Origin of the sequence: Streptomyces sp. 840.1, from assembly GCF_003751445.1 — a bacterium.
In the GTDB taxonomy this organism is placed as follows: Bacteria; Actinomycetota; Actinomycetes; order Streptomycetales; family Streptomycetaceae; genus Streptomyces.
Genome location: NZ_RJUU01000001.1, coordinates 3816542 through 3839664 on the forward strand (window position 1 = coordinate 3816542; position 23123 = coordinate 3839664).

General features: G+C 69.8%; 19 protein-coding genes and 2 tRNA genes. 17 read left to right on the plus strand and 4 right to left on the minus strand.

What is annotated here, in order from left to right; genetic code table 11:
- Positions 1 to 39 precede the first annotated feature (39 nt).
- Entirely contained in the window at positions 40 to 1185 is a 1146-nt protein-coding gene (locus tag EDD93_RS17345; RefSeq protein ID WP_123525997.1) for a PP2C family protein-serine/threonine phosphatase, read from the plus strand.
- A 50-nt stretch (positions 1186 to 1235) separates the two neighbouring features.
- Here the strand turns inward: EDD93_RS17345 and EDD93_RS17350 are convergent, their stop codons facing one another.
- Entirely contained in the window at positions 1236 to 2399 is a 1164-nt protein-coding gene (locus EDD93_RS17350; RefSeq protein ID WP_123525998.1) for a cation:proton antiporter, read from the minus strand.
- Between the two features lie 314 nt (positions 2400 to 2713).
- Here EDD93_RS17350 and EDD93_RS17355 point away from each other — a divergent pair, with 314 nt between their 5' ends.
- The 3 genes from EDD93_RS17355 to EDD93_RS17365 are packed head-to-tail and all read left to right on the plus strand — an operon-like array spanning position 2714 to position 6573.
- On the plus strand, positions 2714 to 3568 hold the full coding sequence (locus tag EDD93_RS17355; RefSeq protein ID WP_123525999.1) for an ABC transporter ATP-binding protein: 855 nt from the start codon (positions 2714 to 2716) through the stop codon (positions 3566 to 3568).
- A complete protein-coding gene (locus EDD93_RS17360; RefSeq protein WP_123526000.1) occupies positions 3568 to 6078 on the plus strand; it encodes an FtsX-like permease family protein in 2511 nt (836 codons plus the stop codon). The genes EDD93_RS17355 and EDD93_RS17360 overlap by 1 nt, the downstream gene beginning before the upstream one ends.
- 9 nt (positions 6079 to 6087) lie before the next feature.
- Positions 6088 to 6573: an HD domain-containing protein gene (locus tag EDD93_RS17365; protein ID WP_123526001.1), complete on the plus strand. Its 486-nt coding sequence runs from the start codon at positions 6088 to 6090 to the stop codon at positions 6571 to 6573.
- Positions 6574 to 6637: 64 nt separating this feature from the next.
- Here EDD93_RS17365 and EDD93_RS17370 read toward each other — a convergent pair whose 3' ends face one another.
- The gene (locus tag EDD93_RS17370; protein WP_123526002.1) at positions 6638 to 7795 is read right to left on the minus strand and encodes an acyltransferase family protein; all 1158 of its coding nucleotides are present in this window, start codon (positions 7793 to 7795) and stop codon (positions 6638 to 6640) included.
- A 479-nt stretch (positions 7796 to 8274) separates the two neighbouring features.
- Between EDD93_RS17370 and EDD93_RS17375 the strand changes: the two genes are divergently transcribed.
- The gene (locus tag EDD93_RS17375) at positions 8275 to 8469 is read left to right on the plus strand and encodes a hypothetical protein (protein WP_123526003.1); all 195 of its coding nucleotides are present in this window, start codon (positions 8275 to 8277) and stop codon (positions 8467 to 8469) included.
- A gap of 157 nt (positions 8470 to 8626) precedes the next feature.
- On the opposite strand, the gene EDD93_RS17380 is transcribed toward EDD93_RS17375, so the two are convergent.
- A tRNA-Gly gene (locus EDD93_RS17380) sits at positions 8627 to 8700 on the minus strand.
- Between the two features lie 165 nt (positions 8701 to 8865).
- Between EDD93_RS17380 and EDD93_RS17385 the strand changes: the two genes are divergently transcribed.
- The 5 genes from EDD93_RS17385 to clpX all read left to right on the plus strand — a co-directional run bounded on the left by EDD93_RS17385 (position 8866) and on the right by clpX (position 13570).
- A tRNA-Pro gene (locus EDD93_RS17385) sits at positions 8866 to 8942 on the plus strand.
- Between the two features lie 150 nt (positions 8943 to 9092).
- Positions 9093 to 10481 carry a trigger factor gene (tig, locus tag EDD93_RS17390; RefSeq protein WP_123526004.1) on the plus strand — a complete coding sequence of 463 codons (1389 nt, stop codon included), beginning with the start codon at positions 9093 to 9095 and terminating at the stop codon, positions 10479 to 10481.
- Between the two features lie 264 nt (positions 10482 to 10745).
- On the plus strand, positions 10746 to 11351 hold the full coding sequence (locus EDD93_RS17395) for an ATP-dependent Clp protease proteolytic subunit (RefSeq protein ID WP_164494417.1): 606 nt from the start codon (positions 10746 to 10748) through the stop codon (positions 11349 to 11351).
- A gap of 79 nt (positions 11352 to 11430) precedes the next feature.
- Positions 11431 to 12114, plus strand: a complete 684-nt coding sequence (locus tag EDD93_RS17400) for an ATP-dependent Clp protease proteolytic subunit (protein ID WP_024492986.1) — start codon at positions 11431 to 11433, stop codon at positions 12112 to 12114.
- A 157-nt stretch (positions 12115 to 12271) separates the two neighbouring features.
- Positions 12272 to 13570 (plus strand): ATP-dependent Clp protease ATP-binding subunit ClpX, encoded by a 1299-nt coding sequence (gene clpX / locus EDD93_RS17405; protein WP_123526005.1) that lies wholly within the window; start codon positions 12272 to 12274, stop codon positions 13568 to 13570.
- Between the two features lie 83 nt (positions 13571 to 13653).
- On the opposite strand, the gene EDD93_RS17410 is transcribed toward clpX, so the two are convergent.
- Complete coding sequence (locus EDD93_RS17410) at positions 13654 to 14664, minus strand: hypothetical protein (RefSeq protein WP_123526006.1); 1011 nt, start codon at positions 14662 to 14664, stop codon at positions 13654 to 13656.
- 150 nt (positions 14665 to 14814) lie between these two features.
- Here EDD93_RS17410 and EDD93_RS17415 point away from each other — a divergent pair, with 150 nt between their 5' ends.
- The 7 genes from EDD93_RS17415 (at position 14815) to mreD (ending at position 23104) form a co-directional block, all read left to right on the plus strand.
- Positions 14815 to 17436 (plus strand): valine--tRNA ligase, encoded by a 2622-nt coding sequence (locus EDD93_RS17415; protein ID WP_123526007.1) that lies wholly within the window; start codon positions 14815 to 14817, stop codon positions 17434 to 17436.
- A 114-nt stretch (positions 17437 to 17550) separates the two neighbouring features.
- The gene (locus tag EDD93_RS17420; RefSeq protein ID WP_123526008.1) at positions 17551 to 19074 is read left to right on the plus strand and encodes a folylpolyglutamate synthase/dihydrofolate synthase family protein; all 1524 of its coding nucleotides are present in this window, start codon (positions 17551 to 17553) and stop codon (positions 19072 to 19074) included.
- A gap of 5 nt (positions 19075 to 19079) precedes the next feature.
- Entirely contained in the window at positions 19080 to 19436 is a 357-nt protein-coding gene (locus EDD93_RS17425) for a DUF4233 domain-containing protein (protein WP_123526009.1), read from the plus strand.
- A 115-nt stretch (positions 19437 to 19551) separates the two neighbouring features.
- Positions 19552 to 19965, plus strand: coding sequence for a nucleoside-diphosphate kinase (gene ndk / locus EDD93_RS17430; RefSeq protein ID WP_024492992.1), 414 nt, complete (start codon positions 19552 to 19554; stop codon positions 19963 to 19965).
- A 290-nt stretch (positions 19966 to 20255) separates the two neighbouring features.
- Positions 20256 to 21275 (plus strand): rod shape-determining protein, encoded by a 1020-nt coding sequence (locus EDD93_RS17435; protein ID WP_024492993.1) that lies wholly within the window; start codon positions 20256 to 20258, stop codon positions 21273 to 21275.
- Between the two features lie 99 nt (positions 21276 to 21374).
- Positions 21375 to 22427, plus strand: a complete 1053-nt coding sequence (gene mreC, locus EDD93_RS17440) for a rod shape-determining protein MreC (RefSeq protein WP_123526010.1) — start codon at positions 21375 to 21377, stop codon at positions 22425 to 22427.
- An 11-nt stretch (positions 22428 to 22438) separates the two neighbouring features.
- Entirely contained in the window at positions 22439 to 23104 is a 666-nt protein-coding gene (gene mreD / locus EDD93_RS17445) for a rod shape-determining protein MreD (protein ID WP_123526011.1), read from the plus strand.
- The last annotated feature ends 19 nt before the right edge of the window (positions 23105 to 23123 follow it).

The window sequence follows — 23123 nt, forward strand, 5'->3', positions numbered from 1 at the left end:
CCCTGCACCGGAGGCCGTCGGGTGGATAAGGTCCCCGCAATGGCCCGACGCGCAGGAGCAGACACCTACCCGGCCCGATTGAGGAAATCGGCGCACCGGGTGCGCAGCACGCTGCGCAGATCCGGCGTCGACTACTTCCGGGGTGACGGCTCCGACTGGATCGCCCTGGCCGCCCTGTTGCTGGTCATCCCGGCCATCACCTGCGGCACCCTGCTGAACCCGGTGTGGTGTTCACCGACGGCGCTCGTGCTGCCGATCGTCGCCGGCGGCCTGGTCCTGCGGCCCGCCAGCCTGCTCGGCCTGTACGCGGCGGCCGCCGCGGCTCTGATCGTCGAGTCCATCTGGCTCGGCCCGTTCAGGGACGGCACGGTGGGGGTCACCCCCGGAACCGTGCTGACGGTCGCGGCCTGCGGCTTCTTCGGGCTGGTGCTCGCCCAGTTCCGGGCCAGGGTCGGCGTGCCGTGGCGGCGCGGCGGCACGATGCTCTTCGACCTGCGCGAACGCATCCGGGTCCAGAGCGCGCTGCCCCGGCTCCCGCAGGGCTGGCACCGGGAGATGTCGCTGCGCCCGGCGGGCGGGCAGTCCTTCTCCGGCGACTTCGTCGTGGCGGCCAGGACCAACGGCGGCCGCACCCTGGAGGCCGTGCTCACCGACGTCTCAGGCAAGGGCATGGACGCGGGCTCCCGCGCCCTGCTGCTCTCCGGTGCCTTCGGCGGGCTCCTCGGATCGCTGCCGCCGCACGGTTTCCTGCCCGCGGCCAACGGCTATCTGCTGCGCCAGGACTGGGACGAGGGCTTCGCGACCTCGATCCATCTGGTCCTGGACCTCGAATCCGGCGACTACGAACTCCTCTCGGCCGGCCATCCCCCCGCGCTCCAGCTCCACGCCGGCAGCGGCAGGTGGGAGGAGAAGGCCGCGGAGGGCCCCCTGCTCGGGGTGTACGACGGGGCGCAGTTCGACGCCGTGAAGGGCTCGCTGGCCCCCGGCGACGTGCTGATGCTGTTCACCGACGGACTGGTCGAGACGTCCGAACGGGACATGGCGGAGGGCATCGACCGGCTCACCGGCGAGGCCGACCGCTATGTCTCGACGGGCTTCGAGGGCGCCGCCTGGCACCTCATCGAGGCCTGTGCCAAGGACGTCAACGACGACCGGGCACTCCTTCTGCTGTCACGTAAATCCTGAACCGTGCGCAACCGGCCCGAACCGGGCGTACGTCAACGGCTTCCGGTCCGTCACCGGATCGGGAGCGGTGCGGTGTCGCGCCCGCCCGGCAGGATCCTGGCCAGCCAGTGCGACCGTCCGGCCACCAGGGGGGCCAGGACCGCGAGGACGAGTACGTAACCGGCGATGAACGGCGCGAGCCGCTCGTCGAGCCCGGCGCCCGCCGCCATCGTCGCGAGGATCAGCGCGAACTCGCCGCGCGCCACCAGGGTGGTGGAGATGTTCGCCGTGGCCTGCGGTCCGAACCCGTACAGCTTGGCCGCGGCGATTCCCGCGAGGACGTTCATGGCGAGGGTCACCGCGACGGCGGCCAGCACCGCCCACAGCACGACCGGCAGATCGCCGGGGTTGATGGAGAGGCCGAAGGCGAAGAAGAAGATCGCGCCGAAGGCGTCCCGCAGCGGGTGGACCAGTTTGAGGATGCGCTCACCGGATGACGTGCTGCCGAGCATCAGGCCCACCATGAAGGCGCCGATGGCGTCCGCGACCCCGAACCACTCCGAGATGCCGGCCACCAGGACCGCGGCGCCGAGGAAGGAGATGACGAGGAGTTCGTCGTCCTTGGTGTTGATCAGCTTGCTGATGAGCCTGGTGCCGAAGCGGGCGGCCAGGGCCAGCGCCAGCAGGAAGCCGAAGGCCTTTCCGCCGTCGGCCGCCGCCGCCGCGAGGCTGTCCGCGCCCGAGAGGATGGGCTGGAGGGCGGCCAGGTACAGCGCGAGGAACACGTCCTCGACGACGATGATGCCGAGGATCGGCTTGGTCTCCGGATTGCCGATCCGGCCCAGGTCGACCAGCACCTTGGTCACGATGGCCGACGAGGAGATGCCGAGCACCCCGGCCAGCACCAGCGCCTCCGACGTGCCCCAGCCGAGCGCGAAGCCGAAGCCGAGCCCGGCGCCGACGTTCAGGGCGAGGTAGGCGCCCCCGGCGAGCGCCATCCGGCGACCGCCCGCCTTGAGGTCGTCGAGGTGGAACTCCAGGCCGAGGTAGAAGAGCAGCAGCACCAGGCCGAGCGCGGAGAGCATCTCCAGGTCGTGCGGGTCGGCGACAAGGACGATGCCGGGGGTGTGCGGGCCGAGCAGGATCCCGGCCAGGATGAACAGGGGGATGGTCGGCAGCCCGATGCGGCTGCCGACGCGGGCGAGAACGGCGGCGGCGAGGAAGGCGCCGCCCATGGCGATGAGCGTGTCTGCGTGTCCGATGAGCCCAGTCCTTCGCTTGGTCAAGAGAGCGTCAAGAAATCGTCAGTAATTAGTTTACCGAATGATTGACGTTGCAAGTATCAGGGCCCTTCCGGGGGCTCACCACAGAGACGCCCCCAGTGCACTTCCGGAGCACCTGCGAAGCCCCCCGGCCCACCTCCGGTCCACCCTGGGGTTTCCCCCACCCCCGATCCGCCAGCAGCCGCCATGGCCCCGGAGGCGCGCTGATCCGTACGTTCGAGGTACCGGTCACGGATGACCTCGGATGACTACGGAAGGCGGACGGCATGGGGCTTCGGCGCACCAGGCAGGGAGCGCGGGAGAGCGTGCGGGCGGCACGCGAGTCCCGCACGGCGCAGAGCTACCGGGGCCCCGCCCCGGCGGACCTGGCCGTCGAACTGCGCGGTGTCCGGCGGCAGTACGGCCGGGGCGGCTCGGCCGTCCACGCACTGCGCGGCATCGACCTCGCCCTGCCGCGTGGCAGCTTCACCGCGGTGATGGGCCCCTCCGGTTCCGGGAAGTCCACCTTCCTCCAGTGCGCGGCCGGACTCGACCGCCCCACCGCGGGCTCGGTCAGCCTCGGCGGCACGGAGATCACCGGCATGAGCGAGAACAAGCTCACCGAACTGCGCCGCACCCGGCTCGGCTTCGTCTTCCAGGCGTTCAACCTGCTCCCGTCCCTCACGGTCGAGCAGAACGTCGTCCTGCCCATGCGCCTGGCCGGGCAGCGCACCGGCTCCGCCCGCAGCCGCCGTGAGGCCGCCGCGATGCTCACCCGGGTCGGCCTCGGCGACAAGGGAAGCCGGCGCCCCGGCCAGCTCTCCGGCGGCCAGCAGCAGCGCGTCGCCGTCGCCCGCGCACTGGTCACCCGGCCCGACGTGATCTTCGCCGACGAACCGACCGGCGCCCTCGACACCACCACCGCCGCCGAGATCCTCCAGCTGCTCCGGCACGCGGTCGACACCCTCGGCGCGACCGTCGTGATGGTCACCCACGACCCGGCGGCCGCCGCCTACGCCGACAACGTGCTCTTCCTCGCCGACGGCGAGATCGCGGACAGCCTGCCCCGCGCCGGCGCCGGCCGGATCGCCGCGCGGATGGCCGCACTCACCGCCCCCGACCACGCAAGGGCCGCCGCCTGATGTTCACCCCGAACGGCCTGGCCCGCGCGGCCGTGCGCTTCAAGCCCGCGTCGTTCGCGGGCACCTTCGTCGCCCTCCTGCTCGCCGCGGCCATCGTCTCCGCCTGCGGCATCCTGCTGGAGACCGGCCTGCGCGCGTCCGTACCGCCCGACCGCTACGCCGAGGCGCCGGTGATCGTCGCCGCCGACCAGCAGGCCCGGCTGACCGTCGGCAGCGGGGACGACCGGCACGAGGAGGCCAGTGCGCTGCCGGACACCGCCCGGCTGCCCGACGCGCTGGTCGCGAAGGCCGCCTCCGCCCCCGGCGCCGCCACCGCGATCGGCGACGTCGGCTACCCCGTGCACCGGGGCGCCGCACCCCTCACCGCGCACGGCTGGGGCTCCGCCGCCCTCACCGGCACCCGGCTCGCGTCCGGCGACGCGCCGCGCACCGGCGAGGTCGTCGTCTCGGCCGGCCAGGGCGCCGGCGCCAGGACCGGCAACGGGGCCGGCAACCACGAGGCCCGCCCCGGCGACCGCGTCACGCTGGACACCCCGGCGGGCCCGAAGGACTTCCGGGTCTCCGGCACCGCCACCGACGACGCCACCGTGTGGTTCACCGACCGCGAGGCCGTGGCGCTCTCCGGCCACCCCGGCCGGGTCGACGCCGTCGCCGTGCTCGCCGCCGAAGGCACCGGCCCGTCCGTCCTGGCCCGCCAGGTCGCCGACGCGGTCGGTCACGCCCCGGGCGTGCGGGTCAGCACCGGGAACGACCGGGGCGCGGTCGAGGACCCGGGCCTCGCGGACGCCCGGGAACTCCTCACCGGGCTCGGCGGATCCTTCGGCGGCATCGCCACGATGGTCGCCGTCTTCACCGCCGCCGGCACGGTCGCCCTCTCCGTCGGCCAGCGCAGCCGCGAGTTCGCCCTGCTGCGCGCGATCGGCGCCACCCCGCGCCAGCTGCGCCGCACCGTCGCCACCGAGTCGCTGCTCGTCGCACCGCTCGCCGCGGCGCTCGGCTGCCTGCCCGGAATCGCCCTGGCCGACTGGTGGTTCGGGCAGCTCAAGGAGAAGGGCGCCGTCCCGGAGGCCGTCGGGCTGCGGATCTCCTGGCTGCCGCTGACGATCGCCGTCGCCGCCACGATGCTCACCGCGCTGGGCGCCGGATACATCGCCGCGCGCCGCCCGGCGAGGACGAAGCCGGGCCTCGCGCTCGCCCAGTCCGCCGTGGAGCGCCCGCCGTTCGGCTGGATTCGCACCCCGCTGGGCATCGCCGCGCTGGCCGGCGGCGGTGTCTTCGCGGGCGTCGCCGCCTCGCAGACCGGCGAGGACGCGGCCAACGCCGCACTCGGTGTGGTGATGCTCTTCATGCTCGCGGTCGGCCTGCTCGGCCCGCTGATCGCCCGGATCTGCGCCTCGGTGCTCGGCCTCCCGCTACGGGCCGGCGGCCCGTCGGCGTCGCTGGCCGCGGCCAACTCCCGTGCCAACTCCCGGCGGATGGCCTCCGCGATCACACCGATCGTGCTCGCCATGGCCTTCTCCTCGACCCTGGTCTTCATGCACACCAGCGAGGACCGGGCGACCGAGCACCAGCAGCGGGACGCCATCACCGCCGACCGCATCGTCTCCGCTCCGGGCGGCCTCGCCTCCGACGCCACCGAGCGCGCCGCCGCGACCCCCGGCGTCTCCACCGCGGTCGGACTGCTGGGCACCTCCGTGCTCGTCCCCGCCGGATCGGGCGGCGACACCTGGCTGCAGAGCGCCCCCGCGCAGGGAGTCATCGGCTCAGGGCGTGAACTGGCCGAGGTCCAGGACCTCGACGTCCGCACCGGATCGCTCGACGCCCTGGCCCCCGGCACCGTCGCGATCGACACCACGCTGGCGGGATCGGTGAAGCTGCACACCGGCGACCGCCTCGCGCTGCGCCTGCCGGACGGCACCAGGGCGTCGCCGAGGATCGTCGCGGTCTACGGCAGGGGCCTGGGGACCGGCCTCGTCACCCTGCCCGCCGCCGATCTGCGGGGCCACGTCACCTCGCCGTACGCATCGGACGTACTCGTACGGGCCAATCCGGCGGGCGCGGAGCGGCTCGTCGCACTCGGCACCGTCACCGACGCCGCCGGCTACGCCACCGCGCAGAGCCGGGACCGCGAGCTGAACGCCTGGGCCAACACCGTCATGGCCGCGGTCCTCGGCGGATTCGCCGCCGTTGCCGCGGTCAACACGCTGGTGATGACCGTCCTGGACCGCCGAGGGGAACTGATCATGCTCCGGCTCGTCGGCTCCACCCGCCGCCAGGTCATGCGCATGATCCGCTGGGAGGCCCTGCTGGTCACCGTGGCCGGGGCCGCGCTCGGCACGGCCATCGCGCTGGCCACGCTTGTCCCGATGATGAGGGGCCTGACCGGCGAGTCCCCGTACATCCCGCCGGTGCTGTACGGATCGTTCCTGGCGGCCACCGTGGGCCTCGGCCTCGCCGCTGCCCTGGTGCCGGCCCGCGCCGCCCTGAGCCGGGCCGCGGCCCGTCCGTAGAGTCGGGCCATGACGCCACCCCGCGCACCACTGACCCTGGCCGAAGTCGAGCGCATCGCCCGTGCGGCGCACGAGGGCCAACGCGACAAGGCGGGCCGCCCGTACGCCGAACACCTCGCGGCCGTCGCCGACGGCGTACGGGCCCGGGGCGGCAGCGACGACCAGATCGCCGCCGCCTGGCTGCACGACGCGGTCGAGGACGACGCTCTGTCGCAGGACTGGCTGGCGGCGGCCGCGCTGCCGCAGCAGGTCAAGGACATGGTCCTCGCGGTCAGCAAGCGCGAGGGCGAGGAGCTGCCGGCGTACGCCCGCCGCATCCTGGCCACCCCGGGGGCACTGCTGATCAAGGAGTCCGACCTCGCGCACAACGCGGACCCGGCCCGCCTCGCGGTGCTGGAGCCGGCGGCCCGTACCCGGCTGGCAAAGAAGTATGCGCAGGTGCGGAGCCTGCTCGGACTCACCGCACCGGAATCACCCACCGAACGGCGGGATTGAGCCAACACGGCGGAGCCGGACCCGGCCGGGTCCGGCTCCGCCGTGTTGGCTCAATCCCGCCGTCTCAGATCTTGGCGGCGTCCCGTCGGAACGCCCAGTTCATGTCCGGTTCGGTCACACAGCGCATGACCCGCCGCACCGGCGGCGTGCACAGCAGCGTCACCCCGGCCGAGGCGGCCACGGTGACGAGCACGAGACCGGTCGGCGAGATTAGCCAGTCGTTGTTGTCGAAGAGGCCCGCGTAGTCGGCGCCCTTCACCAGGAACCCGTGCAGCAGATAGCCGCAGATCGTCCCGGCGCCCAGCACCGTGAACCACATGTGGCGGCGCGGCACCAGGGCCAGGAAGCCGATGGTGAGCAGCGTCGCGCAGCCGAACAGGGCGAGGGTCATCACGGCCCCGGACCACCACGGGGCGTCCATGTCCTGGGCGCTGGAGTCACGCAGGAACCAGCCCAGCTGCATCCGGGGCGCGGCCCAGTAGGCGAACACCGCGGCGGCGGCGAACAGGGGCAGGGCGAGCAGCCGCACCTCGCGGCGCTTGACCATCCGGAAGTGTTCGGGCTTGAGCTGGAGCCCGAGTACGAAGAACGGCAGGAACTGCAGGACGCGCGGCAGGTCGAGGTCGTCGCCGATGCTGGGTGCGAACGAGGCGAGGACCGCGATCACGAGCGAGACCGCCAGCGGGTGGCGCAGGTTCTGCCAGATCGGCGTGGTGAGTCGCCAGATGAACAGCGCGGCCAGGAACCAGGTGAGGTACCAGGGCTCGAGCAGGCTGATCGCCACGTCGGGCGAGTCGTTCGCGTACCGGCGGAACAGCGAGTACGCCGTCTCGAACACGATGTACGGCACGGCGACCCCCGTCACCAGGCGCTTCACCTTGGCGGGGGTCAGGCTGAACGAACGCGAGAAATAACCGGAAATGATGATGAAGGCCGGCATGTGGAAGGTGTACGTGACCATGTAGAGCGCCCGCGCCGCTCTGCTGCCCTCCATGACCGGCACCCATGAGTGGGCCACCGCGACGAGCACGATGGCCAGGTACTTGGCGTTGTCGAAGTAGGCGTCACGCTTCTTGGCGGGCGGGGCCTGTACGGGCCGTTCCGCCACCGCCACCGAGGAGGATGCGTCCGGGGTCCGGCCCGGCTCTTGGGGTCTGGGCTCCGACTCCCGGGTCGCCGGGGGGAGCGGGGCCCTCTGGAATGCGTTCGGAGCGTGGAACATCTCAAACACCCTAGACGTCTCGATTGCATTTCGTAAAACTGCCATCGGATATCGCGTGTTCCCGTTCGCCGAAAAGGCAAACCTTTCTTTTTTGCCCGGTATGGGTGTGTTAATCCTCCTTAAATGGTGCATATCGGCAGGCAGTTGGCGACAGTGAATTACGTCGCAATCGGTCCCGGAAATTGCCTGTGAATAAAGTGTGTGGGTAAGGAAACGATCACCGTCGCAGATCATTTCCGTTCATCGGATCATTACTTCGCACGTTTCCCGCTCCCGCCGTGCGGGCACTGGACCGGCGGCCGCCCCCGGGCGCCGTGAGCCGGTGCACAACCGGCGCAAGATGGCGCGATACCGACTGGTCGCTTCGTCAGGCGGCAGCGACCACAGGGGAGTTGGTGGCACGATGGACGACAACGGAGGTGTGCGCGGCCGCACGCTTCCGGGCCGGCAAGGCGGACCGACCGAGGGTGTGATCAGTCGTGGCCATTTCACTGTCTGTGGTGCTTCTTTTGGCGATCATCCTGGTGGTCCTGATCCGAGGCGGCTCCATCAAGGCCGGACCCGCGCTCGTCGCGGTGCTCTTCGGCTTCTTCCTGGCATCGACCGGCATGGCGCCGTCGATCCAGAAGTTCATGGACTCGATAGCGCAGAGCATCAACCAGATCAGCTTCTGACCCCGCACCGCGTCCCGGCCCGCACGCCGGCCCGGGGCGCGGTGCGGGGAACTCCGGGGCGCGCGCATGCGCGCGCCTGCGCGGGAAGCCAGGTGAACGCAAAAGGCCCGGTCCGGCAGCCATCCGAAGAGGATGACGCCGGGCCGGGCCCGAGCCATGGAGCGGGCGACGGGAATCGAACCCGCGTAGCTAGTTTGGAAGACTAGTGCTCTACCATTGAGCTACGCCCGCATGCACCGCACCGCAGGTCACGAGGACCGCGGCACGAGAAGCATCGTAGCGGGTCGCGGGCGCTGCCCGCACACCCGATCCCGCACCCGGTGTCGTATCGGGCGACGCACTTGGAAAAGCGGCCGATGTACTGCCGGTCTGCATGTACCCTACGTGTCGCACCGACGGGGTGTGGCGCAGCTTGGTAGCGCGTCCGCTTTGGGAGCGGAAGGTCGTCGGTTCGAATCCGGCCACCCCGACCACCGGCAAGATCGCATTGTGGGAGTTCTCCACCTTGCCGTTACTATGCAAAATGCGTGCCCGTGTGTCTGATGTACCGGGCTCGGTCCGCGAAGCCGCCTCGTGTGCGGTGGAGCAGAACCCCAAGAAGTCAGCCACAAGGAGACCGAACCGTGAAGAGCGCCGTGGAGACCCTGAACCCGACCCGGGTTCGGCTCAGCATTGAGGTGCCCTTCGAGGAGCTCAAGGACAGCCTCGACGCGGCGTACAAGAAGATCAACCAGCAGGTCACGGTGAAGGGGTTCCGCAAGGGCAAGATCCCCAACCGGGTCATCGACCAGCGGTTCGGCCGTGGTGCTGTGCTGGAGGAGGCCGTCAACGACGCGCTCCCGAAGTTCTACACCGAGGCCGTCAACGAGGGAGAGCTCAACGTCCTCGGCCAGCCGGAGGTCGACATCACGGAGCTGAAGGACGGCGAACTGCTGGCCTTCACCGCCGAGGTTGACGTACGCCCCGAGATCGAGATTCCGGACTACTCCGGCATCGAGGTCACCGTCGACGCCCTCGAGGTCAGCGACGAGGACATCGAGAAGGCCGTGGAGCAGCTCCGTGAGCGCTTCGCCTCGACCAACCCGGTCGAGCGCGCCGCCGCCGAAGGCGACGTCGTGACGATCGACCTGACCGCCAAGGTCGAGGGCGAGGTCCTGGAGGACGGCGTGGCCGAGGGTGTCTCGTACACCATCGGTTCCGGCGAGCTCCTCGAGGGCATCGACGCCGCCGTGACCGGCCTGGAGGCGGGTGGCGAGGCCACCTTCACCTCCGAGCTGAAGGGCGGCTCGGCCGAGGGCAAGGAGGCCGAGGTCACCGTCAAGGTCACCGCGGTCGCCGCCCGTGAGCTTCCGGAGCTGGACGACGAGTTCGCCCAGATGGCGAGCGAGTTCGACACGCTCGACGAGCTCAAGGCCGACAGCCGCAAGCGGCTGGAGAGCACCAAGCAGTACGACCAGGCCACCCAGGCCCAGGAGCGGGTCCTGGAGGAGCTCCTGAAGCTCGCCGAGGTCCCGATCCCCGAGAAGCTGCTCGCGGACGAGGTCCAGACCCGCAAGCACAACCTGGAGCACCACCAGCTCGGCCAGATGGGTCTCGACCTGGAGAAGTACCTGGAGATCCAGGGCAAGACCCTCGAGGAGTTCGAGGCGGAGACGTCCGAGCAGGCCGTCAAGGGCATCAAGACCCAGTTCATCCTTGACGAGCTCGTCAACAAGGAGAAGCTGAACGTCAACCAGGAGGAGCTCACCGAGCACCTCATGCGGCGTGCGCAGTCCTCCGGCATGAGCCCCGACCAGTTCGCCCAGGCCGTCGTCGAGGGCGGCCAGGTGCCGATGCTCGTCGGCGAGGTCGCCCGCGGCAAGGCGCTGGCCGTGGTCGTCGAGGCCGCCAAGGTCGTCGACACCAATGGCGAGGTCGTCGAGCTGGAGGACGACGAGGAGGAGGGCACCGAGGCGGTCGAGGGCACCACCGACGCCGAGGCCGGCGAGGCCGCGGAGAAGACCGAGGCCTGAGCCTCGCGCTGAACCCGCAGACGGGCTCCGGACGCAATCGCGTCCGGGGCCCGTCGTCGTATCGGTGGACACTCCCCACAACCCGTGTGCGGACTGCGGAGCTTGCGCTCCCAGCGAACAGTTGGGGAAGCGGGATGGCGTTGTCCCACCTGCGCGTTAGGGTCCATGAATAGGAAGGGTCGGGGAGTCCCGGCCCACCCGGTACGAAGACGCTGAGACGGCCGGAGCCGTCAGAGACGAGCAGGTGGATACGTGACGAATCTGATGCCCTACGCCGCCGGAGAGCCGTCCCTCGGTGGAGGCCTCGGTGACCAGGTCTACAGCCGACTGCTCGGCGAGCGCATCATCTTCCTCGGCCAGCAGGTCGACGATGACATCGCCAACAAGATCACCGCGCAGCTGCTTCTCCTTGCCGCCGACCCCGACAAGGACATCTACCTCTACATCAACAGCCCCGGTGGTTCGGTGACGGCCGGCATGGCGGTCTACGACACCATGCAGTACATCCCGAACGACGTGGTCACCATCGGTATGGGCATGGCGGCCTCGATGGGCCAGTTCCTGCTCACCGGCGGCACCGCCGGCAAGCGCTTCGCGCTCCCGAACACCGACATCCTCATGCACCAGGGTTCGGCCGGTATCGGCGGTACGGCCTCGGACATCAAGATCCAGGCCCAGTACCTGCTGCGCACCAAGCAGCGGATGGCGGAGATCACCGCCCGCCACTCCGGCCAGACCGTGGAGACGATCATCCGCGACGGCGACCGCGACCGCTGGTACACCGCGGAGGAGGCCAAGGACTACGGCCTCATCGACGAGATCATCACGATCGCGTCGGGCGTTCCGGGCGGCGGCGGCACCGGCGCCTGATCCGGCTCCCACCGGACCGCGCCCTACCGCACCGCATCTCTCGTACGCCGAGACACCCAGCCCACAGAACGCCACCAGGATGGTGAACACCCACATGAACAACTTCTCCGGCGCCTCCGCGAGCGGCCTCTACACCGGCCCGCAGGTGGACAACCGCTACATCGTGCCGCGCTTCGTGGAGCGCACCTCGCAGGGCGTGCGTGAGTACGACCCGTACGCGAAGCTCTTCGAGGAGCGCGTGATCTTCCTCGGAGTGCAGATCGACGACGCCTCCGCCAACGACGTCATGGCGCAGCTGCTGTGCCTGGAGTCGATGGACCCGGACCGGGACATCTCGATCTACATCAACAGCCCCGGCGGCTCGTTCACCGCGCTCACCGCGATCTACGACACGATGCAGTTCGTGAAGCCGGACATCCAGACGGTCTGCATGGGCCAGGCGGCCTCCGCCGCGGCCGTGCTGCTCGCCGCCGGCACCCCGGGCAAGCGCCTGGCGCTGCCGAACGCGCGTATCCTGATCCACCAGCCGTCCTCGCAGACCGGCCGTGAGCAGCTCTCCGACCTGGAGATCGCGGCCAACGAGATCCTGCGGATGCGGACCCAGCTGGAGGAGCTGCTGGCCAAGCACTCCACCACGCCGATCGAGAAGATCCGCGACGACATCGAGCGCGACAAGATCCTGACCGCCGACGACGCCTTGGCCTACGGTCTGGTCGACCAGATCGTCGCAACCCGCAAGAGCGCGGCCGGAGCGGCCGCCTGACGTCGGCCTTTACCCCTTGGTACGGCAGGGTCACCCGGCCCCGGCCGTGTGAACCGTGCCAAGGGGGGCCCGAACGGGGGGCCAGGCAAGGTACCGTCGGATAGAGGCACCAGGAGCCGCTGAACCAGGCGTCTCCCAGGCGAAGGGGAAGCACCTCGTGGCACGCATCGGTGATGGCGGCGACCTGCTCAAGTGCTCGTTCTGCGGAAAGAGCCAGAAGCAGGTGAAGAAGCTCATCGCGGGACCCGGTGTGTACATCTGCGACGAGTGCATTGATCTCTGCAACGAGATCATCGAGGAGGAGCTCGCGGAGACCTCCGAGGTGCGGTGGGAGGAACTTCCCAAGCCGCGCGAGATCTACGAGTTCCTCGAGGGGTACGTCGTAGGCCAGGAGCCCGCGAAGAAGGCTCTCTCGGTCGCTGTGTACAACCACTACAAGCGGGTCCAGGCCGGGGAGAACGGCGGCGGGGCGAGCCGTGACGACGCGATCGAGCTCGCCAAGTCCAACATCCTGCTGCTGGGCCCCACGGGTTCGGGCAAGACCCTCCTCGCGCAGACACTGGCCCGCATGCTCAACGTCCCGTTCGCCATCGCGGACGCGACGGCACTGACGGAGGCCGGCTATGTCGGCGAGGACGTCGAGAACATCCTGCTGAAGCTCATCCAGGCCGCTGACTACGACGTCAAGAAGGCCGAGACCGGGATCATCTACATCGACGAGATCGACAAGGTCGCCCGCAAGAGCGAGAACCCGTCGATCACCCGCGATGTATCGGGCGAGGGCGTCCAGCAGGCCCTGCTGAAGATCCTGGAGGGCACCACCGCCTCCGTACCGCCGCAGGGCGGCCGGAAGCACCCGCACCAGGAGTTCATCCAGATCGACACGACGAACGTGCTGTTCATCGTGGGCGGCGCGTTCTCCGGCCTGGAGAAGATCATCGAGTCCCGGGCCGGCGCCAAGGGCATCGGCTTCGGCGCCACGATCCGCTCCAAGCTGGAGATCCAGGCGAGCGACCAGTTCCAGGAGGTCATGCCGGAGGACCTGGTGAAGTTCGGGATGATCCCCGAGTTCATCGGCCGCCTCCCGGTCCTGACCTCGGTCCACAACCTGGACCGCGAGGCCCTGCTCCAGATCCTCATCGAGCCGCGCAACGCGCTGGTGAAGCAGTACCAGCGGTTGTTCGAACTCGACGGTGTGGAGCTGGAGTTCGAGCGCGAGGCCCTGGAGGCCATCGCCGACCAGGCGATCCTGCGCCAGACCGGCGCGCGCGGTCTGCGCGCCATCATGGAGGAGGTCCTCCAGTCCGTGATGTACGAGGTGCCGTCCCGCAAGGACGTCGCCCGGGTCGTCATCACGGCGGACGTGGTCCGCAACAACGTCAACCCGACCCTGGTCCCGCGCGAGCCGCGGACGATCGGCAAGGGCGACGACGGGCGGCACGAGAAGTCGGCGTGACGGCTGCGCCGTAGACACGTACGCGAAGGGGCGCCCGGCCAGGTGAACTGGCTGGGCGCCCCTTCGCGTTGCGGTGCGCTGGATCAGACCTTGGTGCGGGAGGTGTTGTAGAGCTTGGCGGTGAGGCCCGCGACCTCGTCCTGGGGCATCCCCTTGCCGGTCATGGACAGAGCGACATCGACCCCGATCACTGTGCCCACCGTGCTGTAGTCCGCCCAGACGCACGTCGGGATGGTGAATTCCTTGGGTCCCTTTTCGGCGGTGCCGTCGCCTTCCTTGTTCAGCACCTTCAGGTCCTGGCACTTCATGAGGGCGCCCTTGAAGCCGGCTGGACTGACGGCCTTGGGGCTGCCGACGCGCTGTATTTCCATCCCGTCGGAGCCCTTCTTGAAGGAGTCCTCCGCGTCGTTGAAGGCGTTGTCGATGACCTTCGCGGGATCGGTGACATCGCCCCAGAAGCCCGAGAGCGTGATGGACTTGAGCCCGGCGGTGGGATTGTCCTCGGAGCCGGCCTGGTAAGTGGCCCCGACCTGCTGGGGGTCCTTGACGCCCAGATCCTCCAGCGTGGTCTTGTTCTTGCCGGTGGCCGGCCCCGAAGGTGTCCCGCCGGCGTCGCCCTTCTTGTAACCGTCCAGCGTCGCCGAAGGCGTCAGCTTGTACCCCTTCGTGGAGTCCGCCACGTCGCTGTTGCTCGCGCCGCCGCCCGACGTCAGGAAGTACACGCCGCCGCCTATGACCGCGAGCGCCACGATCACGCCGCCGATGATCAGGCCGGTCTTCTTCTTCGGCGGCTGGGCCGGGGGGAACCCGGGCTGCTGGCCGTAGACCGGCTGGCCGCCGTACGGGGGAGTGGGGGGCTGCTGGCCGTACGGGCCGGGCTGCTGGGCCTGGGGGTAGCCGTAGCCCGGCTGCGGGGGCTGCTGCTGCGGCGGGACGCCCTGGGGGGCCTGCTGCGGGTACCCGTAACCGGGCTGGCCCTGCGGCGGCTGGCCCTGCGGCGGCGGGCCACCGTAGGGACCAGGCTGCTGGCCGTACGGGCCGGGCTGGCCCTGGGGCTGCTGTCCGTCGTACGGGCCCGGCTGGTTGAAGCTCATCTGCGGATTCCCCTGTTCGTGAAGCTCAAGCGTTCTTATGCGTTCCGAACATCCTGACGGACGTCCCGCGTACGTGGGGCACCGGGAGGCACACCGTTACCGAACAAACCGGTTTCAGCGCACGACTGTGACGGCCCTAAACTGTGTCGCGTGACCGAGAACGCAGCGCAGCAGCCAGCCAGCAACCCCGAACTGCCGACCCAGTACACGCCGGCCGAGGTAGAGGGGAAGCTGTACGAGCGCTGGGTAGAACGTGGTTACTTCGAGGCGGACGAGAACAGCGACAAGCCCCCGTACTCCATCGTCATCCCGCCGCCCAACGTCACCGGCTCCCTGCACCTCGGGCACGCCTTCGAGCACACGCTGATCGACGCGCTGGTCCGCCGCAAGCGGATGCAGGGCTTCGAGGCGCTCTACCAGCCGGGCATGGACCACGCCGGCATCGCCACCCAGAACGTCGTCGAGCGCGAGCTCGGCAAGGAGGGCAAGTCCCGCCACGACCTGGGCCGCGAGGCCTTCGTCGAGCGCGTCTGGCAGTGGAAGGACGAGTCCGGCGGCCAGATCTCCGGCCAGATGCGCCGCCTGGGCGAGGGCGTCGCCTGGTCCCGCGAGCGGTTCACCATGGACGAGGGCCTGTCCAAGGCCGTCCAGACCGTCTTCAAGCGGATGTACGACGACGGGCTGATCTACCGCGCCGAGCGCATCATCAACTGGTGTCCGCGCTGCCTCACCGCGATCTCCGACATCGAGGTCGAGTACCAGGAGGACGACGGCGAGCTCGTCTCCATGAAGTACGGCGAGGGCGACGAGACCATCGTCGTCGCCACCACCCGTGCCGAGACGATGCTCGGTGACACCGCCGTCGCCGTCCACCCCGACGACGAGCGCTACAAGCACCTGGTCGGCCGGCAGATCAAGCTGCCGCTGACCGACCGCACGATCCCGGTCGTCGCCGACCACCACGTCGACCCCGAGTTCGGCACCGGCGCCGTCAAGGTGACCCCCGCGCACGACCCGAACGACTTCGAGATCGGCAAGCGCCACGACCTGCCGTTCCTCACCGTCCTGGACGAGCGCGCCGTGATCACCGTCCCCGGCCCGTTCCAGGGTCTGGACCGGCTGGAGGCCCGCTCCGCCATCGTCGCCGCCCTGCGCGCCGACGGCCGGATCGTCGCCGAGAAGCGACCCTACGTCCACTCCGTCGGGCACTGCTCGCGCTGCAAGACGACCATCGAGCCGCGCCTCTCCCTCCAGTGGTGGGTCAAGGTCGAACCGCTCGCCAAGGCGGCCGGTGACGCCGTCCGCGACGGCAAGGTCAAGATCCACCCGCAGGAGATGGAGAAGCGGTACTTCGACTGGGTCGACAACCTCCACGACTGGACGATCTCGCGCCAGCTCTGGTGGGGCCACCGCATTCCCGTCTGGTACGGCCCGAACGGCGAGGTCGTCTGCGTCGGGCCGGACGACGAGGCGCCCACCGGCGAGGGCTGGACCCAGGACAGCGATGTCCTGGACACCTGGTTCTCCTCCGGCCTGTGGCCGTTCTCCACGCTCGGCTGGCCCGAACAGACCGACAGCCTCGCGAAGTTCTACCCGAACTCCGTCCTGGTCACCGGCTACGACATCCTCTTCTTCTGGGTCGCCCGGATGATGATGTTCGGCCTGTACGTCAACGACGGCGTCCCGCCGTTCGGGACGATCGTCCTGCACGGCATGGTCCGCGACGAGCACGGCAAGAAGATGTCGAAGTCCTTCGGCAACGTGGTCAACCCGCTGGACTGGATGGACAAGTACGGCTCCGATGCGCTCCGTTTCACCCTGGCGCGCGGCGCCAACCCGGGTACGGACGTGCCGATCGGCGAGGAGTGGGTCCAGGGTTCCGCCAAGTTCTCCAACAAGATCTGGAACGCCACCCGCTTCGCGCTGATGAACGGCGCGACGATCGAGGGCGAGCTGCCGTCCGCCGACGAGATGTCGGTGACCGACCGCTGGATCCTGTCCCGCCTCAACAAGACGGTCGCCGAAGTCGACGCGTTCTACGACGACTACCAGTTCTCCAAGCTCAGCGAGTCCCTCCGGCACTTCGCCTGGGACGAGGTCTTCGACTGGTACGTCGAGCTGTCCAAGACCACGTTCTTCGGCGGCGGCCGTCCGGCCGAGGTCTCGGGCCGGGTCCTGGGCGAGGTCCTCGACGTGATGCTGCGCCTGCTGCACCCGGTCGTCCCGTTCGTCACGGAGACGCTCTGGACCGCGCTCACCGGCCGCGAGTCGGTCGTCATCGCCGAGTGGCCGCAGGACAGCGGCTTCCGCGACGACGCGGCCGAGAAGGAGATCGAGCTCGTCCAGCAGGTCGTCACCGAGGTCCGCCGCTTCCGCTCCGACCAGGGCCTGCAGCCCGGCCAGAAGGTTCCGGCCGAGCTCACCCTGACCGGCACGCCGCTCGCCCCGCACGAGGCGGCCATCCGCCAGCTGCTGCGCCTGCAGCCGGCCGGGGACGGCTTCCACGCCACCGCGTCGCTGCCCGTCGCGGGCGCCACGGTCGCGCTCGACCTGTCCGGCACGATCGACATCGAGGCCGAGCGCAAGCGGCTGACGAAGGACCTGGAGGCGGCCCGCAAGGAGAAGGCGCAGGCCACCGGGAAGCTCGGCAACGAGGCGTTCCTGGCCAAGGCCCCGGACAACGTGGTCGACAAGATCCGTGGCCGGCTCACCAAGGCCGAGACCGACATCGAGCGGATCACCAGCCAGCTCGACGCCCTGCCCAAGGGCTGACGGTCCGAGCACGGAGCCCCCGCGAACCCGGCCTGCCGGGAGCGCGGGGGCTCCGCCGTACCCGGGCCGCCGGGCGCTGCGCGCGATGTCGGTGCCCATCCGTAGACTGGTCCTGTGAGTGAGCCCCGCCCTTCAGACCGGCACGACGCGTCCGATCCCGACGACACCTTCGCGGAGATCGTCGACGAAGAGACCCAGCGCGACCCCGACCTGGCGGTGATCGAGGCCGGGAGCCGCACACTGCGCGCCGCCTCCGGTCCGCCGCAGGGCGACGAGGTCCCCGCCCGCCCCGCCGATCCGGAGGTGGACAAGGCGCTGCGCGCGGTGGAGCAGGAGCTCGCCGGGCGCTGGGGGGAGACGAAGCTGGAGCCGTCCGTGGCGCGCATCGCCGCGCTGATGGACACGCTCGGTGACCCGCAGCGCGCCTACCCCTCCATCCACATCACCGGTACCAACGGCAAGACGAGCACGGCCCGCATGATCGAAGGCCTGCTCGGCGCCTTCGAGCTGCGCACCGGCCGCTACACCTCGCCGCACGTCCAGTCGATCACCGAGCGGATCAGCCTGGACGGCGCGCCGATGGACGCCGAGCGGTTCGTCGAGACGTACCAGGACATCAAGCCGTACGTCGAGATGGTCGACGCGCAGCAGCCCTACCGGCTCTCCTTCTTCGAGGTGCTCACCGGCATGGCGTACGCGGCATTCGCCGACGCGCCGGTCGACGTCGCCGTCGTCGAGGTCGGCATGGGCGGCAGCTGGGACGCGACGAACGTGATCGACGCGACGGTCGCGGTCGTCACCCCGATCTCCCTGGACCACACCGACCGGCTGGGCTCCACGCCCGGCGAGATCGCGGTGGAGAAGTCCGGGATCATCAAGCAGGGCGCGACGGTCATCCTGGCGCAGCAGCCGGTGGACGCCGCTCAGGTGATGCTGAAGAAGGCTGTCGCGGCGGACGCCACGGTGGCCCGCGAGGGCATGGAGTTCGGGGTCGTCTCCCGGGAGGTCGCGGTCGGCGGGCAGCTGCTGACGCTGCGCGGCCTGGGCGGCGAGTACGACAACATCTTCCTCCCGCTGTACGGCGCCCACCAGGCGCACAACGCCGTGGTGGCGCTCTGTGCCGTGGAGGCGTTCTTCGGGATCGGCGCAGAGCAGGCCGGATCGCTCGACGCCGACATCGTCCGCAAGGCCTTCGCCGCGGTGATCTCGCCCGGCCGCCTGGAGGTCGTCCGCTCCAGCCCGACCGTCGTCCTGGACGCCGCCCACAACCCGGCCGGCGCCCGCGCCGCCGCCGAGGGGCTCTCCGAGGCGTTCGGCTTCTCCCGGCTGATCGGCGTGGTCGGGGCCAGCGGCGACAAGGACGTGCGGGGGCTCCTGGAGGCCTTCGAGTCGATCTTCGCCGAGGTCGTCATCACCCAGAACTCCAGCGGCCGCGCGATGGACGCGGACGAGCTGGCCGGCGTCGCCGTCGAGGTCTTCGGCAACGAGCGGGTGCAGGTCGAACCCCGTCTCGACGACGCGCTGGAGGCGGCGATCACCCTCGCCGAGGAAGAGGACGAGTACGCGGGCGCCGGGGTGCTGGTGACCGGATCCGTGATCACGGTCGGCGAGGCCCGGCTGCTTCTGGGAAGGCGCTGACCCACGTGCGTACGCTCTGTGCATCGACGCTGATCGGTGAGTTCTTCGTGATCGGCTTCGCCGGACTCGTCGCGATGAAGTCCGACGACCTGTCGTCCGCGACGGTGTGGACGGTCTGCGGTGTCGGCATGCTGCTCTCCGTGCTGCTCTGCGGGGTGATCACCCGTCCCGGTGGTGTGCACCTCGGCTGGGCGCTCCAGGTCGCGCTGGTCGCCAGCGGCTTCGTGGTGCCGATGATGTTCATCCTCGGGGTGGTCTTCGGCGGTCTGTGGTGGGCCTCGGTGCACTACGGCCGCAAGATCGACGAGGTGAAGGCCCGGTGGGCCGCGCAGGAGGCGGCGCAGGCCCCGGCCGGTACCTGAGCGGGGGAGCTCGTCCCCGCGCGGTCAAACCCGGCCGAGGGGCGTTCAGCGGGCCCCTGTAATCTCGCCTCACCGCACCCGTATGCCTGACCCGTATGTCTGCAAGGAGCCGCACATGACCCAGCGCACCCTCGTTCTTCTGAAGCCCGACGCCGTCCGTCGCGGTCTGGTCGGCGAGATCGTCGGCCGCATCGAGCGCAAGGCCGGCTGGAAGATCACCGCGCTGGAGCTGCGTACCCTCGACCGGGCCACCCTGGAGCAGCACTACGCCGAGCACGTGGGCCGGCCGTTCTACGAGCCGCTCGTCGAGTTCATGCAGTCCGGTCCGGTCGTCGCTCTGGTGGCGGAGGGCGAGCGGGTGATCGAGGGCGTCCGTGCCCTGGCCGGCCCGACCGACCCGATCGCCGCCGCGCCCGGCTCGATCCGCGGTGACTTCGGCACGATCACCCGGGAGAACCTCATCCACGCCTCGGACTCCGAGGAGTCCGCAGAGCGAGAAATGAAGCTCTTCTTTCCGGGACTTTCCTGAACTTCGCTCCGCCAAACAGCGCTCATGACCTGGGGCGACCGAAGTAATTCGGTCGCCCTTCGGCATAGGGCCACCGATCGCGGGAACGCATCCCCCCGACGTAACGTCACCATGAGTGGGACGGCCACCCGTTCTGCTCAGCATGGCGAAGGACCCTCGCGCTGTGTCGGCGTGTCCGGCACTACGATGGAAGCTTCCACGCCCGCAGCGCTCATCTCGCCTACCAAAACAAGCCATCGCTTTCGCTTGGGAAGGCCCGACGCATCCTCATGGGGAACAAGGGGAACTCAATGTCGTTCATCGGCCGTGACATGGCTATCGACCTCGGGACTGCCAACACGCTGGTGTACGTCAGGGGGCGCGGCATCGTTCTTAACGAGCCGTCCGTCGTGGCCATCAACACCAACACCGGCGGCATCCTGGCGGTCGGCGCCGAGGCCAAGAAGATGATCGGCCGTACACCGGGCAACATCGTTGCCGTACGGCCACTGAAGGACGGCGTGATCGCCGACTTCGAGATCACGGAGCGGATGCTCCGCTACTTCATCCTGAAGATCCACAAGCGCCGCTACCTGGCCCGCCCGCGCGTCGTCGTCTGTGTGCCCTCCGGCATCACAGGGGTCGAGCGACGCGCCGTCATCGAGGCGTCGACGCAGGCCGGCGCGCGCCAGGTGCACATCATCGAGGAGCCCATGGCGGCGGCCATCGGCTCCGGTCTCCCGGTCCACGAGGCCACCGGCAACATGGTCGTGGACATCGGCGGCGGCACCACCGAGGTCGCGGTCATCTCGCTCGGCGGGATCGTCACCGCCCAGTCGATCCGGGTCGCCGGTGACGAGCTGGACAACGCGATCATCCAGCACATCAAGAAGGAGTACTCGCTCCTCCTCGGTGAGCGCACCGCCGAACAGATCAAGATCACCATCGGGTCGGCGTTCGAGCTGGAGAAGGACGAGCACACCGAGATCCGCGGCCGTGACCTCGTCTCGGGCCTGCCCAAGACCGTGGTCATCTCCGCGACCGAGGTCCGCAAGGCGATCGAGGAGCCGGTCAACGCGATCGTCGACGCGGTCAAGACGACGCTCGACAAGTGCCCGCCGGAGCTCTCCGGCGACGTCATGGACCGGGGCATCGTCCTCACCGGCGGCGGCGCGCTGCTGCGCGGACTGGACGAGCGGCTCCGGCACGAGACGGGCATGCCGATCCACATCGCCGAGGACCCGCTGGACTCCGTCGCGCTCGGATCCGGCAAGTGCGTCGAGGAGTTCGAGGCGCTCCAGCAGGTGCTGGACGCCCAGCCCCGACGGTAGAAACTCAAGTGGCCCTCCGCGCGGACGCTGCCGCTCCGCGCGGAGGATCGTTGATATACAGGCACGAACATTCCTACGAGGAAGGCACGGCCGCCGCACGTGAGGGACACACGAGAGAGCCGGCTGCTCCTGGTGCTGCTGATCGCCATCGCGTTCGCACTGATCACGGTGGACATCCGCGGTGGCGAGGCGTCGCCGGTGGACGGCGCCCGGCAGGCCGCCTCCACGGTCTTCGGACCGGTTGAGAACGGGGTCGCGGCAGCCGTCGACCCGGTGGGCAACGCCATAGGGGCGGTACGCGCCTCCGGCGCCCGGCACGACAAGATCGCCGCGCTGGAGCAGCAGAACGCCGCGCTGAAGGCCAAGCTCGGCAGCGACGACCAGAACCGCAGCAGGGTCCGCGAACTCGACAAGATGCTGAAGAAGTCGGGCGCCGGACAGTACGGCATCAAGGCCGCCGAGGTCATCGCCATAGGAGCGGCCCAGGGCTTCTCCTGGACGGTCACCATCGACGCGGGCTCCAAGGACGGTCTCAAGCGCGACATGACCGTCCTCAACGGCGACGGACTCGTCGGCAGGGTCACCACCGTCGGCCCGGACACCGCGACGGTGCTCCTGGCCAACGACCCCGATTTCACCGTCGGTACCCGGATGGAGTCCACCGACGAACTCGGCTTCGCCACCGGCCAGGGCTCGCGCCCGATGGCCGTCCAGTTCCTGAACGGCAAGGCGAAGGTCAAGAAGGGCGACCGGCTCGTCACCTTCGGCTCCAGCAAGGACAAGCCGTTCGTGCCCGGCGTCCCGGTCGGCGAGGTCGTCCGGGTCGACCCGTCCGGCGGTGACCTGACCCGTACGGTCTACGTCCGCCCGTACGTCGGCTTCACCAAGCTCGACATCGTCGGCATCGTCGTCCAGGCCCCGCGCGAGGACCCCCGCGACACGGTCCTGCCGAAGAAGCCGGCCAAGCCCGCCAAGCCGAAGCCCACCCCGACGGTCACCGTCACCATCTCGCCCAACGGCGACATCGTGGACACCGGCGGCAACGTCGTCGGGAACATCCACGAGAGCGCGGACCCCAGCGGCAACCCGGACCCCAGCCCCAGCGGGAACGCCACACCGAACGCCGACAACGCGGTAAACGAACAGAGGTAGAGCTGATCCCCATGCACGTCAACCGGACTCTGCTCTCCATCGCCCTGGTCGTGCTCGCCCTCGTCGTCCAGGTCTCCGTACTCGCCCGGCTCCAGCTGCCCGGCGCGGTGCCCGATCTGCTCCTGATGGTCGTCCTCGGACTGGCCTTCGTCTACGGCCACGTCAGCGGCGCCCTCATCGGCTTCGGCGCGGGACTGCTCGCGGACCTGGCGCCGCCGGCCGACCACGCGGCCGGCCGGTACGCCCTGGTCCTCTGCGTCATCGGCTACCTCGCCGGACTGGCCAAGCCGGAGAACGGCCAGCTCAAGTCGGCCCTGATGCCGATGGCCGTGGTGGTCGCGGCGGCGATCGGATCGACCCTGCTGTACGCGGGGGTCGGCGCGCTCGTCGGCGACACGGCCGCCCGACATGTGGGGCTCGGCAGCCTGCTGTTCACCGCGGCCGTCTACGACCTGCTGCTCGCGCCGTTCACCGTGCCCCTGATCATGGCGATGGCCAGACGCACCGTGAACGACCCGCTCACCGAGTCCTCCTCCGGCGGCAAGGACGCCACCGCCGGCTGGCTCGCGGCGGGCACCGGACTGCGGATCGGCAGCCAGCGCGGCGGACTGCGCGTCAAGGCCGCCCGGAACCGGGCGGCGCGCGCCGGACGGATCAAGGGAGTCAAGCGACTGTGAGCCCGCAATTCCCGGGGAC